This window comes from Elusimicrobiaceae bacterium (assembly GCA_028700325.1).
Taxonomy (GTDB): Bacteria; Elusimicrobiota; Elusimicrobia; order Elusimicrobiales; family Elusimicrobiaceae; genus JAQVSV01.
Map to the genome: position 1 here is coordinate 1 of JAQVSV010000042.1, position 17240 is coordinate 17240.

The window sequence follows — 17240 nt, forward strand, 5'->3', positions numbered from 1 at the left end:
GTCGGGCATGTCGGTGGAAAAGTTATGGGATATCGGGCGGAAAGCGTCGCTGCGGTACGCCACGAACGACGTGAACGCGATTGGCCTGATCCGGCTGATTACGGCGGAACGGCTGTTTTCCTCCAGCAGAATGGAGGATTTTATCAACACCAGCATTGGCGACATGCAGTTTAGCGATCTGAGGATTCCGTTCGCCTGCGTGGCCATGGATATCAGGACCGGCGCAAAAGTGGTGTTTGAGGACGGCGACGTAGGGCTGGCCGTGCGCGCCAGCATGAACATACCGGGCATGTTCGAGCCTGTGCGCTACCGGCATTACGAACTGGTGGACGGCGGCGTGATAGACAATGTGCCGGTTGACGTGGCTAAAAAAATGGGCGCGGACTGGGTGTTCACCAGCCTGATCCAGGGCGATCTTTCAAAAACCTCTTTCAATACCGTGTACGCGTACCTTATGCAGGTGATGGATGTGCGCGGCTCGATTCTGGTGCAGGACGAAATCAGGGATTCTAATTTCATTCTGCGCCCGCCTGTCGGGCATATAAATTTCGTGGCGTTTGAAAAGGCTTATTACGCCGGCCGTACCGGGCTGGAAGAAGCGTACAGGCATATAGATGAAGCCAAAGACAATGTCATGCTTTTTTCAATGGACAGTATTTATGGGGCGTATGCCCGGTAGGCGGTTTTTTCTGGCGGTTCCGGCCGCGCTGCTGATGCTGGGCTGCGGGTGCGTGTCCGGTCCGCGCCGCGAGGAAAGCGAGCTGCGCGCCGGCAAAAACAGTTATCTGGCAGGCAATTATATTTATGCGGCGGCGGAGTTTGACCGGATAATCGCCACCCGGCCGGATTCCGATATAGAAGCCGGCGCTTATATCGGGCTGGGCGCGAGTTATGAGGCGCTGCATAATTACGGCGAGGCGCTTACCACCTACCGGCTGGCCGTGCAGCTGCATCCGAAAAGTTCGCAGCTTTTGCTGAGGCTGGGCGCGCTGTATTACAAACTCGCGCTTTATCCGCAATCGCTGGCGGTGTACACCACCGCGCTCAAGCTGGACCCGGAAAATGTGACGGCCAATCTGGGAATCGCGCGCACTTATATGAAGACGGGGTATCTGGTTTCCGCCGCCAGACACTACAAATCCGCGATAGATTCTTCCGGCGGAAACTACGGCATGCGCTACGCTTATTCCGATTGCCTGTTCCGGCAGCGCAATCTGCTGGGCGCGGAAACCGAAGCGCTTAATGCGCTGTCGCTTAACCGCGCCGATCCCGATATCTGGTTTCTGCTGGCGCGCATACAGTTCGAGCACGGCAATCAGGAGGCGGCGTTGCGCAGTATTGAAAGCGCGTCGGCCTTGTCGGGCGGACGAAGCGATATTGAATCGTTCCGGCTGATGTGGCTGTCGCAATTCGGGAAACTTGAGCTGGCGGTGCCGCTGGCCGATACTCTCATCGGCAAATATCCTGACGATGCGCTTATTAAATGGACCGCCGGGCTTGTGTACTTAAAGGCCGGCCAGCGGGACAAAGCGCGCGTGACGCTGGCTGAGCTTGCCGGTTCGCGGGACGACACTTTTATCAGCCGGTCCGCCGGCAGACTTCTTGAGGCAGCCGGTTTGGCGCAGAAACATTGACGTCGGCTGGTCTCGCGTTTTATAATCCGTATCCGCAGGGGGAGTATCGTTCCCGGTATTATTTAAGCCGGATTCCGGCGCGGCTGCCGGACGAGGATCAGTAGTTAACCCGCAGCAGTAAAATTCCGTTTTTGTTTTCGTAACCGGGAACCGGCTCGAGCCAGTCGGGTATTTCGCCGCGCGCGAGCGCGGCGGCGAATTTCTGGTTGCCCGGCAGCAAGGTTGAGCCGGGGCTGATAAACAGTGCCTCGATATTGCCGGCCCGGGCGGCGGCGAGCGCCGCTTGAGGTGACGCGGCGTTTAAAAAATCCGTGTAAATTTTCAGCGCGGCCGGGATGCGGTGATAGTTGCCGAACACGGCTTTATGAGGTGTCCAAAAGACCAGCAGCGGCGCCAGCCCGGGCGACACCAGCACTGTTGCTGGTTGGGATCCAAGCGCTTTGGCGATTGTGCCGTTCTCGATTTCGCGGATCATTGAACTTTCAGTTTTATCGGCTGTATTGGTTTGCTCGCGCGGAAGGAGAAGCGTGAGCAGCGGCATTATGCACACCAGAAACAGTGCGCCCAGCCCTGATCCGACAAAGCCCCAGTCAACCAAACCGCGTTTTGGAGGCAGCTTGCCGCGCAGCCGGTTGCCCAGCAGTTCGCAAAGCGCGGCGCCGGGTATTATGAAAAACGGCACGCTGTAGGTGAACCATCTGAATTCGCGCGCGGTCAGCAGTCCCGCGACGATGCAGAACGCGGCGATAAACCGCCAGCCTGCCCGCGCAGAGGCTTCGCTTTTCACGGCATAATACACAGCAACCGCACCTGCGGCCAGAAACTCCAGCCAAAAGATCAGCTGAATGGATATCGGGAACGCTTTCCAAACCGGCAGGCATTCGGCAATTGACTCGTAATAGCTGCCGTTCTCCGTTCCGGAAACCTGCCGGACAAATTCCGGCAGCAGCGGCGGCACAAAAAGACCGGGGAACAGTCTGTGCAATACCAGTCCGGCCGCGCAGCACAGGCCCGCAAGTGCAATGGCGCGCGCGGCTGGCGAGTTTAGCCGCCAGGTGCATGCGCCGGCCAGCGCGATAGCGCAGCCCAGCCCGGCAAACAGCGCAAAATGCGCTATGGATACCATGTCATATTCCGCAGTAAACACGGCTGCGGCGGGATATTCTATGGCCAGCGCGCCCGCAATAACTATAGCCGCGCAGGCCGGCATAATGGCAAGCCGGCTGGCATAACGCGCAACCGCGTAAGGCCACCATATCAGCAATGCCGCCGAAGCCAACGCCGCGGCCAGCAGGAACTGCACGCTGATCCACACTCCCAGACCTGTCAGTGCGCCAGCCAGCGCAAACAGCAGGCGATCAGGTTTCCGGAATATCCTTATCACGACCGCCGCCAGTGCCGCCGCCACAACCGCCTGGATATTATGATGATCAACATTGCCCGGCATGAAAAGCGGCGCTAAAAACGGGTTTAAAAGAGCTGCTCCAAGCGCAAAAAACAGCGCGCCTGGCGGCAGACGCATATACACCATGCATGCCAGCACCGCCCAGACGAACAAGGCGAATAATACGGCTGGATACCATCTGCTCCATTGAAGCAGCGCGGGGCGCAGGCCTTTGTCCTGTGCAAAAAAATGCGCGCCCGCCAGCAGGAGCGCGTCTACCGGCGCGGTCCAGTGGATATAAAGCCCGGCCGGGGGTGCAATGTCGGCAACGAGGTGTTCCCCGAAATTCCGTTTCTCGTGAACCTGCTCGGCTTTTAGCAGGCGCAGCCATACGTCGGGATCGTGGGCGGGATTTATGGCGGTGTCGGACGCGCGCGACCACAATGCCGTTCGCACCGGCACTGTCGCCAGCGCGAAGCCCAAAGAGGCGAGCACACATAACGCGAGCAGTTTCTTATGGTAACCGGACATGCACTAATTATAGCCAAATTTTCCCGATGATAATAAATTTATAAATTCCGCTCGCACAACCCGGCGTTGGCCGGCACGGCATAATGATTGCCGACACGGCATGGCTCAAGCAGGTGGATGGAGTGTGTAACCCTGCGCAAGCGGGGGGAGTTTCATGTGTCGGCGATACTGAAGCCGCCGCGGAGTATGCGGAGAGTTAAGCCCGGGCGAACCATTTCCGGCCAGCGCCGGGCGCTTCTTTTGCCGCAAACTTGTCCGGCCTGCCGGCAGTGTTACATGCCGCAGTTGCCTGCCTGCGGCCTGCCGGCTATTTTATTGCTTGCCGGGCCCGCAGGATGTTATGAGCGGGATCAAACTTGGCTGTCGCGTGGTCTTGCCGCAGGGCGGTTCATAAAAAAACTCCGTGCGAGTTCATTTCGCACGGAGCTGACATCATTTGGCGATCGTATGCCGTTTAAAAAACAATCATATTCACTTGTAAGAATTTTTGCGTTCAGAAGCGCATCGTCCGGGATGCTGTTTCATGTTGTCACGGCGTACCCGGAACCCGGATTAAAAATCGGTGCGGACGAAGAGCGAGTCCAGCTTGAAGCCGTGGGTATCGTTCCGTTTGGTGACAGTAAGAGTGAATGACGCTATGCCGCCCTGATTGCCGGTAATCAGCTCGTAAGTGTAATGCCGGTCCTCTTTGTTGAAATTTTTCATTCCAAGAAGAATCCAGTTTGTGTCATCGTCCATTTCCAGCGCCTGATAGGCTCCTTTAAACGCAAATTGCCGTTTTTCAGCGTGCCAGATAAGCTGCGCCCGGGCATAGGCTTCTCTTTCTTTAGCTTTGTTGGAAGACGAGCTTAAACTGCTGATCCCGATTGAAAGCATGATCGCCGACAATATCACGACAACCAGAATCTCCAACAGGGTCATCCCTGCTTTTTTTGTTAACCGGTTGTTCATTATAATCCTGACACGAAGTGTATATGCCCGGAAAGCCGCCACTCCACCACCACCACATCAGGTGTCAGGGCGACTTTTCCCCGTGCGTAAGTCGTCGGGGTGAACGCAACGGTAAGTAGATCCGTCAGCAGGCGGTATTCATAATAATATTCGCCGTCTGTCGAGTAGGGAACCAGCCGGTAGACGGCGTATGCCTGCCAGAATTCGTCGTTCCACGAACCGATGTTGGTGGCGTTTTTATCAGATGGCGCTGTTGTTATATTATCGCCGAATGTGACAGCCGGGTAAATCAACGCGGCGGCGGTTACCGCCAGTGCGAAAATTATAGTCTTGAATTTCATTTTAATGCTCCTTGGCCGTTCTGTTGTCTTAGTTATTCGAATGAATCCTCATATTGCGATGAAAAATGCATATGCCCGGTTATCCGCCATTCCGTTACGACCAGATCGGGCGGGACTGACACGGATGTGGGTGCGTTCGGCGTGCTTGTCGCCACCCGGAAATTGCTTTCGGCCATAGCTGGCGTCGCGACTTTGCTGTAGTAGTAATTGTAGGCAGTATCTTCGGTTGCGATCGAGGTTGTCGTGGTGCCGTCTTCGTTGAGCGTTTCCACAACCACCTGGCGTGTGGCCACGCTTTTTGTCAAATTGTAAAAATAAGTGGAGAAAATTCCTTCATCACACCATGCTCCGATGCCATAGCTGTCGGCGACGATCGGGTGAGTGCTGTAAAACGCGGTGGCGATATTATCGCCGAACGAAACGGTCGGCATCGTCACCAGCAGGCAGAAAATAACCGGCAAGCCAAGCAATAATTTTGATTTCATACTGTTATTCCTTCGGTAGCCGCTATTGCTGTCCCATCGGCGGCATGAATGTAGTAGTGAACTCGTAGCGGTCTGACCCGCTCTTTACGGCTTTGCTTATCGCCTGCCGGCGTAACGCTCCAACGGCCTGCGGCGGCACATCCGGCCGTTTTTGCCACGCGGAACGGGACAGCCAGCCCACCCCGAACCCTGTGCCCAGGCACAGCAGCCCGATCGCCAGTTTTACTGGAAGTGAATATGTCCGGTTACTCGCCATTGTGTCACGACCATTTTAGGCTGAAGTGTGATGCCCCAGCCGCTGTTGTTTTCAAGCACGCCTGCGACGGTGTTGCCTGTCGCCTGAAAAGACGTCTGGCCTGCCAACAGGGAAGCTTCGCTCATGGTTTTGTAGCCGGACAGGCTGGTAACTATCGCGCTCGCGGCGCGCCAGCGTTCATCATACCACACGCTGGCGGTGGTTTCTGCGCCGGTTCGGTCGCTGAAATTGCCGTCACTGCCGATAGGTGCGGATGCCATTGCGGTATTATGCCGGAAAAACAGCCCGCCAACTATACCGCCCAGAAAAAGTAGCAGATACAGCCATGTAATGGATTTTTTCATTGCTATCTCCTTAAAAGAGCCCCCGTGTACGGCTCCGTTTGCATCAAAAAGACTTTGGCCACTGTCGAAAGTCAGGAAAAATGAATAGAGCGCTACATTCCGCCCAAACCGGGACCCATCTCTTTTATAAAAAACGGAAATGCCCGTTTTCCACCAATAATCAGGGTGTACCGGTACCCCATCCCGTAAGGTGAATCCGTGCTTGCTTCAATATGCCATTGTCCCGATACCTGCGAAACCACATATGTTATCGTATAGTCCTTATAGCGGCCTGAATAAGCGTTTGTCACTCTAAACGTAAATGTTTTCGTGACTTTTTTTGTGGAAGCGTTGTAGCCTGGGCAGTTTCTGTATATCTGGCGGTTCCGTATGGCCATTATCGCCGTGCTTGCCCCGGTTTCACAAAGGTAATATGCGGTTGTGCGATCAAGTGTTAATTGCAGATCATCAACACGACCGCGTGTCAGAATACTTAGACACGCGATCGTGGATGCCATGAGAGCTACCATTCCGAGAACCAGCATTAATGCATAGCCGCGGCGGTTCCTCATTAAACCTGTTCTCATTGCTAGTTACAGCTGGCCCGCACCGTAATTCCGGCTCCGGAAGCAGTAACCGTAGTCAGAGGGAACACCCCGGTGCGCACTACGGGCTTTTCTCCGGTTGCGCTGACGGAGTTCATCGTAATAGCGACCGATAAACGCCGCGTGTCATTGCTGAACTGCACGTTGTTCACTCCGTTCAAAACCACATCATATGCAGTCGACCGGGTGTCGGGCCGGTACCGCAGCTGATCCCCGACCAGCGCAAACTCTTCGGTCCGGCTGTTTGACGCATCTCTGTAAGTGACGGTTTTATTGCTATTGGTTATCGCAAAGCACTCGTTGCCGGAATATCTCGGAGCGCGTTTGATGCGCTGCACAATGGCTTCGGCGGCGAGATTCGCCTCGGTAACGGGTAAAATGCTCTTGTCAATATTCGCGCCGGTCTTCGATACATACATCGAAACGGCGCTGGCTGTTATGACCATGCCCGAAAGCAGGCCTAACGCAATCAGAAACTCCGCCAGACATAAACCTTTCCTGTTCATATTGCCCCCTGAACAAACTCATTAGATTACCGCTTTTGCGGTTTCATTACTCCGGTTCGCTCAAATGTCAACGGGCTTTATCCTTCCCGGGTAAGTCCGACAAAAAGTTCGTGGAAGGCGCTTGCCCCGACAAACAAAAAGCGCAACGGCTATTTCGGATCGTTTCTTCATCTGCTTCAATCCATTGATAGTATAACATCCGCCCGCCTGTCTGTCAATGGATAAAAATCGCGATTTTGCGCATCTTTTTATTCTTGTTCCCAATCAAATTCCGCAAGCTCAAGATGCAGCTGGTCGTTAACATGGGAGAGCGCGATCAGGGATAATTCGCGCGACCGTACAGGCCCGTCGGGAACGTCCTGCCAGTAGATTTTGACATATTGCTGGAATGCGTTATAAAAAGCCGGGTTGGGGGCCGTTTCATAGTAAATCTTCACCGAATACGGCGCAGCTATCGGCACCAGGTTCTTCGTCAGCGGACCGATATCGCCGAGCATATCGAAAGGCCCGTAGTTCGGACCGTAAAAATAGGTCCATATTTTCTTCGCGTACCCTGTGCTGTTTGACGTGCCTCGGGAACTGCAGACATTCCATAACGCATAAGTCGCGCCTTCCGCGTTGGTTGCCCCGTAATACTGGTATTTCTGTTGGAACGCATGCGCGAAAGTGATGGATGAACCCCACTCCAGCAGATCCCGGAGGATGTTTACGGCGGTATAGTCGTAAGTGGTTCCCTGGCTTATCCGTTTGGAAGAGGCCATGAACTTGAAAAACACAACGCTGGAGAACGCCATTATGGCGCTTGCTATGACAATCTCCAATAAGGTAAGCCCGCGTTTTCCCATTGTCACGATAATCTTCCGCTTCTACATCCCGCCCAGGCCGGCTCCCATTTCCTTTATGAAGAACGGAAACGCCCGTTTTCCGCCGACATGCAGTGTATATCTGTAGCCTGCTCCGAACGGTGAGGAAACGCTTGTTTTGATGCTCCACACCCCGCTCGGTTTTGTAACCACATACCGGACAGGATAAGTCCGTGCGGTGGAGGTGTCAAAGCCATACTGCGAACCGATGGTTATATTAACGGTCCGCGTTACCGATTTCTCGCTTGAATTGTATACGAAACCTGCGGGCGGCGTGGTGCTGACATTTCCGTAGCGTATGTCTAAAACCGCGATGCTGGCGGCGCTCTCGCAGAGATAATACGCCGTTGTGCGGTCCAGCGTCAACTGCAAATCGTCCAGCCTACCGCGTGTCAGAATGCTTAGACACGCGATAGTGGACGCCATAAGAGCTACCATTCCCAGAACCATCATCAGGGCATAGCCCCGGTTCTTTGCCGCTTTCTGTGCGATCATTACTAATTGATGGTGCCTCTGCTCGATGTGGTGTTTACGGGGAACACGCCGGTGCATACGCTTGGCTTGGCGCCGGCGGTCGAAGCCGCGGCTGACTGCATCGTGATCTGCACGGACAGCCGTTTCCCGTCTTGAATGAATTTCAGGTTGTCAACGCCGTTGAGCACCACGTCATAAGCCGAAGAAGTGGTGTCGGGCCGGTACCGCAACTGGTCGCCGACGAACGAGAATTCTTCGGTCACTGTGCCCCGCGAATTTTTGTAAAGCACAGTGCGATTATCGCTGCTGACCGCAAAATAATCGCTTCCGGAATATTTTGCAGCGCGTTTGACGCGCTGCACTACGGCTTCCGCAGCGAGATTGGCTTCGGTGATGGGCATGATGCTTTTGTCAATCTTCGCGCTCGTATTGGCGACATACATTGATACGGCGCTGGCTGTTATGGCCATGCCCGCAAGCAGGCCCAACGCAATCAGAAACTCCGCCAGACATAAACCTTTCCTGTTCATATTGCCCCCTAAAAAGGAAGTTTTAACTGCAGATTCCTCTGCTTTGTGCATATACGATTTTCAACTCCTCAATCGAAACCGGTTTTCTGCACAATAGACAAACCTTTGCGAAGAAGTTTAAATACTGCACCATTTTCCTTTTCGGTTTGTCACGGTACTGCTATGCTAGCATAACCCTGCAATTCTGTTCAGTCAATAATCCAAACAGGTTATTCCTGCCCGGAAATCTTCCTAAGAGGGCAGTTTTTCCCAGTTGAAAGTCGTCACATCCAATGTAAACTGGTCGTTGACAAGCGACAGCGGGATTACGGAAAGTTCTTTATAGCGCCAGGGCCCGTTCGGCACGTCCTGCCAGCGCATGGAAACGGTTACTTGCGTCGCCGTATAATACGAACTCGCCGTGCTGATATAATACATACTCAGGCTGGTCGGCACGGCTTTCGGAAGCAATTGCGAGTTATACATATAGTAAGCGCCGGGAGTTACAGTCAGGGCCGTGAATGGCCAGTATATCTGGGGCAGGCTGGCGTACACATTGCCATACCAGGTGTTTGCCGGATAGCCGTCAACGGTCGGTGTGGAGCCCTGGCAATAGACCGTGCCGTTGTTGGCGGCTGCGCAGGTAAGCTGCTGGATAAGCTGTCTGGTGCTTGATACCGTGGAGCCCCATTCGACAAGTTCCCGCAGCAGATTGACGGCGGTGTAGTCATATTCGGTGCTGCGCGTCAGCTGTTTGGACGATGCCATGAACTTGAAAAACACAACGCTGGAGAACGCCATTATGGCGCATGCGATTACAAGCTCCAGTAAAGTCAGACCTCGTTTGCCCATATGTTCCTCCCGGAAATTTTTCGGAACAGGATATCTGGATATGATACCTCCATAACGCGCTTGCGTCAAGAAGGATTTTGCTTATGCAGGTCAGGGATGACTTCTTTCAAAATCCATTCACGCACCGCCGCGCTTTCGTCTATTGATTTCTCCCAGAGATATTGCGGACTGTAATAAAAATCGCTCGAACGCGTGCGGTTGCGGTATACCGCTATGGCGAACATCAGTATGCCTATGTCGCTCGGGAGCCGTTTTTCGCGCAGTTCCGTGTAATTGGTGTCGGCGTTTGTGGGCTGGCCGGCCAGCACGGCGTCCGGAAGGCGGCTGGCCAGATCCACAAAACTCAGGCAGGAACTGATGCATTTGCCGTCGATCAGAATAACGGCGCGCGCGCTGGAAGCCGTGCCGGGCGCGGCGGCCGGCTGCGGCGATCCGGCAAAATCAGCCGTTTCGCCTTTTCGCGCGAAGGCGCGGCCGTGCTTGAGCGCAACGGCCATGTTCTTGGCGGATGCGGTGAACTGTTTCAGGAAAATGCTGTTGGTGCCGTACGCTTTTTTTACGGCCGGGATCATTTCATTGGTCAGGTATTGAAGATTTTCGCGGGAAGCCCTGAATTCCGCATAAACGGGCTTCAGACCGGTTGTCTGCCGGCGCAGGTAATTCGTAAACCCGGAGCCGTACAGGCTTTCGATCAGTTCATTGCCCCATACCGAACTGCCGCCGCTGTTTCCGCGTACGTCAAACACCGCATATTTCGCGCCGCGGTACTGCGGCATGGAAGCGATGATCGCGCGCATTTTGATTTCGCCGGCGGGGTCTAACGCGAAACTCGGAAGCGTTATCCAGACGATGCCGTCGGCCGGGGTTGTCACTTCCAGCGGGTCGCGTTTGTAATCCGTTTTCGTCTTGAGATTGTCAAGGGTGATCGTGCGATACGAGAGCGGAAGAGCGGTTTCTTTCCGGCCGTCGGAAAACACGCATTCCTGATACATCGGTTTCCAGGCGTTGGGCGCGTACAGCAGCAGCTCGCGTGAGTACACGGTCCATTCCGCAGGCAGGTTCGATTTCGCGGAGCTGAACGGAAAAATGTGTTTTTTCATTATCTCGCCGGGCGTAAGTCCGTCGCATGAACGCAGCGTCCAGCCTTTCTCGGGCAGCGCGCCGGGGATCGTCGCTTCCGGTTCAACTTCGATTACCCGGTATTCGCCGTCCTGCTTCTCTATGATGAAACCCGGCCACATCGTATATCCGCTGTAAGGCCGGAACATGAGTGAAATATGCACGTCTTTAAATCCGCCGGCGTAACGGCGCAGAAGAGCTTTGTAATCGGTATGGTTTTTTATCACCGCGATATCTTTTTCCGCTTTTTTGTAGCCGGAATTCAGGTACCGCCGGAACCAGGGGTTTTCGCGGTCTTTGGGTCCGGGGTGGTTGTCGGCGATCGTTTTATATATAAATTTCAGGTCGCGCCGCGCATAATCCTGCCATTCGTTCGCTGCCGAGGGAACGCAGAAAAGGGCAAAAAGTTGAACCGCAACATATAGTGCGCGCATATTTTCATCATAGCATATTACCGAAGTAAGGCTTTGAACGGCGCACAAATTGATGATATACTACATATAATGCGGAAATTACGACAATTGATGGCAGTTCTTTTTCTGGCGCTTGCCGGCGCGCAGGTTTTTGCCGCCAGTTATAAAACCAGCGAAAACGAACTGGAACTCGATGTCGCCGGCAACTGGAAAACCGTCAAAAAAGATGACCCGGACAATATTCTTTCCATTGCGTCCGGCAACAATTCGATTTCGCTGATCCGGCGCGCAGACGAACTCAGCGAGCGGTACCTGAAAATGAGGCTGGAAGAAGCGCTTGAAGGCGTGCGCGCCAAAGGCGCGCGGCCGGACGGGATCATAGTATCGCTTGACATTCACGGCGCGGCGCGGTTCCATTACACGCTTTATTCCGTCGGCTCTGACAATTACATCATCGGGATCTTCACTTATGCCGGCAAGTCTTTTGATTTTGAGGGCCGCAACCTTGATTCCGCCGCGCTTGAGGAACTGGTCTGGTCAATCCGTTCTCCGGGCGAGAAGGTGAAGCCGCGGGAGATCCGGGTGGCTGTTGCGCCCGAACCCGTGAAACCGGTTAAAAGAGCAAAAAAATCCCGCAAACCGCAGGTAGCCGCTGAGCCTGTCGCACCTTCCGCGGAACCGGTGCCGGTTTCCACAAGCGTGGCCGCGCCGGTGACAGCTGAACGGGATATCGTCATCCAGCAGCGCCGCGGGCTTGGCCCGCCGGTTACGACTGTCATGCCGGACAAGCTCGACATGCTGCTTAAATCCCGCACGCGAGCGGCCAGGCAAACCGCTTTGGCGGGCAGATTCAAGGTCAAACCGTTCCTGCAAAGGCGCGCGCTTTCTCCCGGCATAGCCATTGTGGGCCTGGCGGTGTGGCTGATAGGCTTGACAGGGCTGCTGGTTTTTTCGCGTCCGCTCGGCTATCCGAAACTCAGCCCTCCGCCCAAGGATCCGCCGCCCGACTGGTTTTTCCCGTTTACCGTGGTGCGCGGCACTGGCGACGAGGGGATTTTGTATCGGATCCGCAGCCGGCACGGACAGATACTTAAAGCCCGGTTTGAAAGCCACGGGCACGGCGGTCTGGTTTTCGGGGTGTACGGAATACTGGTTTTGCATGCGGTCTGGAGCCTGTGCGCCGCCACTCCTGGCTGGGCCGGTTTTACCGCCCGGCTGGCGGAGATGCCGCTTGGCGGACTGGTGCTGTCGCTGCCGGAACTGCCGTTTTTGCTGGTGCTGATATGGAGCCTGTTCAAGCGCATGGTTTCAAGCCAGAAACTTTTCATTTATGACAAGGATGATCTGCTTGTCCTGCAGGCCCGCCCTTTTGGCGGCTCGGTTTTGTTTTCAGACGGCAAGGGCAAGGAAGTCGGGCGGCTGCGCCGCACCGCGGGCAAGCTGTTCGGCAGGCGCTGGCGGTTTTCAGACAGCGACGGACAGGAATCGTTCGTCATAAAAGACGATCATCCCGTAATGCTTTTCGCCAGGCGGCTTTTCGGAAATCTTGGCGGGAAACTGAGCGGGCGGTACAGCTTTTTCGCCAAGGATGCCCGCGCGGGGTTTGTGCTTAACGACCCGACCAGCGTCAACGGTTTTCAATATCACTGTGATTATGGTTTTGCGCGGCTGGCACGTCCGCTGCACATAGTGGGCGCGCTGCTGTATGCGCAGTCGTCGGAAATAGATTACCGGTATCCGTGGATATGAAGCCGCCGGCGCATACCGTGCTGGTCTTGCGCCACGCGCAATGCGCGGCTTAGAAAATTGAGGAAACGGGAATAAAGCCGCGCAGGAAAAGGAATCTGTCCCGGAAAATCAGAGCCAGCCCTATCAGCATAAGGAAAATCCCGGCCGCCGCGCAGCTGTAGCGCACCAGTTTTTTATATTTCGCGAGCAGCGCCAGCGCCCGGCCCGAAGCGAACCCGGCGGCGATAAACGGCAACGCCAGCCCCGCCGAGAAACAGGCCAGCAGCGCCATGCCGTGCCACGCGGTCGAGGAAGACGCCGCCAGCGCCAGAAACCCTGCCAGTATCGGCCCGATGCACGGGCTCCAGCCCGCCGCGAAAGCCATGCCCATAAAGAACGCGCCCGCATAGCCTGGCTTGAACCGGCTGAGCTGAAGGCGTTTTTCATACATCAGGAATTTAAAGTTCACCAGCCCGGTCAAATGGAGCCCGAACAGTACCAGCAGCCAGCCGGAAACTGCTGAAATCACGCCGCTGTTCCTGAACAGGAACTGCCCAGCCGCCGTGGCCGAGCCGCCCATCAGAACGAAAACCGCCGAGAAGCCCAGCGTGAAAAACACGGAGCAGAAACCCGTGCGCATCATTGTTTCCCGGGTCGAATCGCCGTGGCGCAGGTCTTCGAACGACACCCCGCCTACGAGCGACAGGTAGCCCGGCAGCAGCGGCAGCACGCACGGCGAGAAAAAAGCCGTCAGTCCGCCCAGAAAAGCGTATATGTATTGCATGGTTTTCACCCTCCGCCGCGCCGGGGAAATCCGGTCAGCGGCCAGCCGGCAACTCTGTTATCACCAGCAAGCCGCGCGCGTTGTTTTTATCCCACCGCGCCTGTTCCACGCGAGCCATTACCTGTTTCCACAGCCCCTTGTGCCTGAGAATAAGGTCGCACACCTCGCGGGCCGCGCCTTCGCCGCCTTTCGCTTTTGTGACATAATGGGCGGTTTTTTTTGTTTCAGCTGTGGCGGACGCCGCCGCGCAGGCCAGGCCCACTTTGCGCATAATGGGGATATCGGTCACGTCGTCGCCTATATACGCCACTTCCTCTGACGAGATTTTTTCGCGCCGCAGCAAATCCTGCAGCGGAGCCAGTTTTGAAAGAAAACCCATGTACACGTATTTCATGCTCAGCATTTTGGCGCGTTCAACGGTAATTTGCGCGTTGCGGCCGGTTATAATGCCGGACGATATGCCGAACGCCTTTAACTGCATGATGCCTATTCCGTCAAGCGCGGAAAAACCTTTCACTTCCTCAAACCCGCCGCGCGGCGTCGGCAGAAAATAAAGTTTTCCGTCGGTGAGAACCCCGTCCACGTCAGTCAGCAGCAGTTTGATTTTTCCGGCTCGTTTCTTCAGTTCGGCGTTGGTCATGCGGATCTCCATGCATTAAAGTTTATCAATTATTGAAAGCTCGGTCTGGCGGGAGCGGTAGCCGGGCGGCGGCAGCTGCGGGTCTGCGGCGGCGAGTTCGTCGGCGGCTGTGGCGCGGAGCCAGTCCCGCAGCGGCGTTGACCGCCAGCCCAGCGCGTGTTCGGCTTTTGTTATGCCCAGGACATAGTGTCCCGGATGAAAAAAAGGCGACCAGTCCGGCCCAAACCCCAGTTTCAAAAGTTTCTCATAAGGCGCGCTTGCGACATTCTGTTTCAGATTCAGTTCCTGCGCCGAGACGGTGATGAATTCCCTCAGAGTGATTGGCGCCGAGTCGCCGAAATGAAAAGTTTCCCACATGGTTTTGTGCGGGTTGTCTATGACGGCGGACAGCGCGCGCACGCAGTCGCCGGAATAGATATAGCGGCGGTAATAGTTGCCGCCGTCGGGCAGGACGAGCGGGAACCCGTCCGCCAGCCTCAGCCAGTAGGAAAGCGCGCGCTGTCGGGGTTCGCGCGGGCCGATTACAATCGGGAACCGTGCGATACAGACCGGAAAGTCCACCGCCAGCCGGGCTTTCAGGAACACCGCTTCGGCCTGATATTTGCCCCAGGCGTAGGCGTTTGCGGGATCCGCGGCGAACCCGGGTTTCGCCGGCAGATTGTGCGCCATTTCCTCGGTGTAGGGTGAAGCCGCGCCCTCAAGCGGCAGATGCACGTCGCCGGTGCTGGTGAAAACATACAGTCTGGTGCGGCCGGAAAAAACGGTGCAGGCGGTTTCGGCGTGTGCTGGCGAGTAGCAGATGTTGTCCACCACCGCGTCCCAGTTCCGGCGCGAGAGCGCAAGCAGCGCTTCGCGGTTCTCGCGGTCGCCGTTGATTTGCGCGACCGAGTGCGGCAGCCCGGAAACCGGACAGGCGCGCGAGAACACCGTCACGTCGTCTCCGGCCTGCGCCCGCGCGGCGGCGAACTCGAGCCCGAAAAATTTTGTGCCGCCCAAAATCAGCAGTTTCACGGAGTCCGCCCTGCGCGCCTGAGCTGTTTTATCGCGCAAGCCTGAAGCGCGATGATGGTTTTGGAATCTTTCAGCCTGCCCGTTTCGACCAGTCTGCAGGCTTTTTCAAAAGGCATTTTGCGCACGTTTAAAAACTCGTCGTCGTCCGGCTGGGCCTTGCCGGGCACAAGCCCCGTGGCGATATAGATGTGCAGCGCCTCGTTGGAAAACGCGCAGCAGGGCCAGAAAGTCGTAAGTTTTTCGATTTTGCGGGCCGTGTAGCCGGTCTCCTCGCGCAGTTCCTCGCGCGCGCGTTTGAGCGGGCTGTCGGTTCCGCGGTGCATTTTTCCGGCCGGGATTTCAAGAGTAGCTTCGCCGACGGGGTAGCGGTATTGCTCGACCAAAATCACTTCGCCGGTGTCAAGCACCGGCAGCACCGCCACCGCGCCCGGGTGATTCAGGTATTCGCGCGCGGCGGTTTTCCCGTTTATCATTTCCACCGTATCAACATAAAAATCCACCGCGCCACCTTTATAGACCGGGTTTTTCTTTATGGTTTTCTCCAGCAGCCTGTGCTGTTTTTTTGCCGGCATAAAATCTCCTTGCGGGTCTGGCCCATGAAATAATTTTATGAAAATTCGCGCGGATTTCGTAATATTTAATATACGCCCTTTCATAAAAGAGGATGGCATGGACTTCGTACATCTGCACAACCATTCGGAATTTTCGCTGCTGGACGGCATGCTCAAGATCAACAGCGGGCGCGGCAAGCCCTCGGAATTCCTTAAGACGATAGCGGGCCAGGGCGTGCGCGCCATGGCGGTCACCGACCACGGCAATATGTTCGGCGCGGTGGATTTTTATTTTGCGGCGCGCGAGGTGGGCATTCACCCGATCATCGGTTGCGAAATGTACGAGGCGTCCGGCAGCCGGCTGGACAAAAAAGCCGACAGCGTCAACAGCCACCTGACCGTGCTGGCCCGCAACGAAACCGGATACAGGAACATGCTGGCGATGCTGTCCGAGGCGTATTTAAACGGGTTTTACAACCGGCCCCGGATAGACAAGGAACTGCTCGCGCAGCACGGCGAGGGGCTGGTTGTGCTGTCCGGGTGCATGCAGTCGCAGCTGTCGCAGGCGTGTTTGAAAGGCAATCTGGACGAGGCTGTCCGGCTTGCCGCGCAGTACCGCGATATTGTGGGCGACGGGAATTTTTATCTTGAAATAATGGACCACGGCATTGCCGAGGAAAAAACGATTCTGGAAGGCATTCTGGAAGTGGCCCGCCGGACGGGCCTGCCGCTCGTGGCCACCAACGACTGCCACTACCACCATAAAGCGGACTGGCAGGCCCACGACGTGCATCTGTGCATAGCCACCGGTTCCGCGCTGGACGATCCTGACCGTTTTAAAATGACCACGCACGAGCTGTATTTCAAATCCGCCGACGAAATGAAACAGCTTTTTTCCTTCTGCCCTGAGGCGATCAGAAACACCGTGGAGATCGCCAACAAGTGCCAGTTCAAGCTGGAGTACGGCAAATCCATCCTGCCGGTTTTTCCGTTGCCGCCTGACGCCGGAACCGACAACATCGAACTGTATCTGCGCGGGCTGTGCCTCAAGGGGCTGAAACTGAAACTGGGAACTGAAACCATTGCGCCGGACTATATGCAGCGGCTGGAGTTCGAGCTGGGTGTCATCAACAAAATGCAGTTTCCGAGTTATTTTCTGATCGTGAGCGATTTTATCGCCGCCGCGCGCGGCATGGGCGTGCCGGTGGGGCCGGGCCGCGGATCGGGCGCGGGCTCGCTGGTGTCCTATTCGCTGGATATTACAAGAGTTGATCCGCTTG

20 protein-coding genes are annotated in these 17240 nt (G+C 55.7%); 4 read left to right on the top strand and 16 right to left on the bottom strand.

The annotated features are described in order from the left end of the window. Positions 1-679 (top strand): patatin-like phospholipase family protein (locus PHW69_06490; protein MDD4004837.1); only part of this gene is annotated, 679 nt, incomplete at its 5' end. Further along, positions 660-1634: a tetratricopeptide repeat protein gene (locus tag PHW69_06495; GenBank protein MDD4004838.1), complete on the top strand. Its 975-nt coding sequence runs from the start codon at positions 660-662 to the stop codon at positions 1632-1634. The genes PHW69_06490 and PHW69_06495, both read left to right, overlap by 20 nt. Positions 1635-1731: 97 nt before the next feature. On the opposite strand, the gene PHW69_06500 is transcribed toward PHW69_06495, so the two are convergent. The 12 genes from PHW69_06500 to PHW69_06555 form a co-directional block, all read right to left on the bottom strand. Continuing rightward, positions 1732-3549 carry a hypothetical protein gene (locus tag PHW69_06500; protein MDD4004839.1) on the bottom strand — a complete coding sequence of 606 codons (1818 nt, stop codon included), beginning with the start codon at positions 3547-3549 and terminating at the stop codon, positions 1732-1734. A gap of 552 nt (positions 3550-4101) precedes the next feature. Then, positions 4102-4500, bottom strand: a complete 399-nt coding sequence (locus tag PHW69_06505) for a type II secretion system protein (protein ID MDD4004840.1) — start codon at positions 4498-4500, stop codon at positions 4102-4104. After that, positions 4500-4841, bottom strand: coding sequence for a hypothetical protein (locus PHW69_06510; protein ID MDD4004841.1), 342 nt, complete (start codon positions 4839-4841; stop codon positions 4500-4502). Before PHW69_06510 ends, PHW69_06505 begins: the two co-directional genes overlap by 1 nt. 32 nt (positions 4842-4873) lie before the next feature. Then, positions 4874-5326 carry a hypothetical protein gene (locus tag PHW69_06515; GenBank protein ID MDD4004842.1) on the bottom strand — a complete coding sequence of 151 codons (453 nt, stop codon included), beginning with the start codon at positions 5324-5326 and terminating at the stop codon, positions 4874-4876. A gap of 22 nt (positions 5327-5348) precedes the next feature. Further along, positions 5349-5582 carry a hypothetical protein gene (locus PHW69_06520; GenBank protein MDD4004843.1) on the bottom strand — a complete coding sequence of 78 codons (234 nt, stop codon included), beginning with the start codon at positions 5580-5582 and terminating at the stop codon, positions 5349-5351. After that, complete coding sequence (locus PHW69_06525; protein ID MDD4004844.1) at positions 5549-5926, bottom strand: hypothetical protein; 378 nt, start codon at positions 5924-5926, stop codon at positions 5549-5551. Before PHW69_06525 ends, PHW69_06520 begins: the two co-directional genes overlap by 34 nt. A gap of 568 nt (positions 5927-6494) precedes the next feature. Beyond that, positions 6495-7016 (bottom strand): hypothetical protein, encoded by a 522-nt coding sequence (locus PHW69_06530; protein MDD4004845.1) that lies wholly within the window; start codon positions 7014-7016, stop codon positions 6495-6497. 248 nt (positions 7017-7264) lie between these two features. Continuing rightward, positions 7265-7867: a hypothetical protein gene (locus PHW69_06535; protein MDD4004846.1), complete on the bottom strand. Its 603-nt coding sequence runs from the start codon at positions 7865-7867 to the stop codon at positions 7265-7267. A gap of 15 nt (positions 7868-7882) precedes the next feature. Further along, positions 7883-8374, bottom strand: a complete 492-nt coding sequence (locus PHW69_06540; GenBank protein ID MDD4004847.1) for a hypothetical protein — start codon at positions 8372-8374, stop codon at positions 7883-7885. A 2-nt stretch (positions 8375-8376) separates the two neighbouring features. Continuing rightward, complete coding sequence (locus PHW69_06545) at positions 8377-8883, bottom strand: hypothetical protein (protein ID MDD4004848.1); 507 nt, start codon at positions 8881-8883, stop codon at positions 8377-8379. Between the two features lie 231 nt (positions 8884-9114). Beyond that, a complete protein-coding gene (locus PHW69_06550) occupies positions 9115-9714 on the bottom strand; it encodes a hypothetical protein (GenBank protein ID MDD4004849.1) in 600 nt (199 codons plus the stop codon). Between the two features lie 65 nt (positions 9715-9779). Beyond that, complete coding sequence (locus PHW69_06555; GenBank protein MDD4004850.1) at positions 9780-11267, bottom strand: S41 family peptidase; 1488 nt, start codon at positions 11265-11267, stop codon at positions 9780-9782. 90 nt (positions 11268-11357) lie between these two features. Between PHW69_06555 and PHW69_06560 the strand changes: the two genes are divergently transcribed. Beyond that, positions 11358-12995 (top strand): hypothetical protein, encoded by a 1638-nt coding sequence (locus tag PHW69_06560; GenBank protein MDD4004851.1) that lies wholly within the window; start codon positions 11358-11360, stop codon positions 12993-12995. Between the two features lie 49 nt (positions 12996-13044). Here the strand turns inward: PHW69_06560 and PHW69_06565 are convergent, their stop codons facing one another. The 4 genes from PHW69_06565 to PHW69_06580 are packed head-to-tail and all read right to left on the bottom strand — an operon-like array spanning position 13045 to position 15981. Next, entirely contained in the window at positions 13045-13758 is a 714-nt protein-coding gene (locus PHW69_06565) for a cytochrome c biogenesis protein CcdA (protein MDD4004852.1), read from the bottom strand. Between the two features lie 34 nt (positions 13759-13792). Next, positions 13793-14398, bottom strand: a complete 606-nt coding sequence (locus tag PHW69_06570; GenBank protein ID MDD4004853.1) for an HAD hydrolase family protein — start codon at positions 14396-14398, stop codon at positions 13793-13795. Between the two features lie 15 nt (positions 14399-14413). Continuing rightward, entirely contained in the window at positions 14414-15409 is a 996-nt protein-coding gene (locus PHW69_06575; protein ID MDD4004854.1) for an NAD-dependent epimerase/dehydratase family protein, read from the bottom strand. Then, positions 15406-15981 (bottom strand): NUDIX hydrolase, encoded by a 576-nt coding sequence (locus PHW69_06580; GenBank protein MDD4004855.1) that lies wholly within the window; start codon positions 15979-15981, stop codon positions 15406-15408. Before PHW69_06580 ends, PHW69_06575 begins: the two co-directional genes overlap by 4 nt. A 97-nt stretch (positions 15982-16078) precedes the next feature. Between PHW69_06580 and dnaE the strand changes: the two genes are divergently transcribed. Next, on the top strand, positions 16079-17240 hold a 1162-nt coding region (dnaE, locus tag PHW69_06585; protein ID MDD4004856.1), incomplete at its 3' end, for a DNA polymerase III subunit alpha.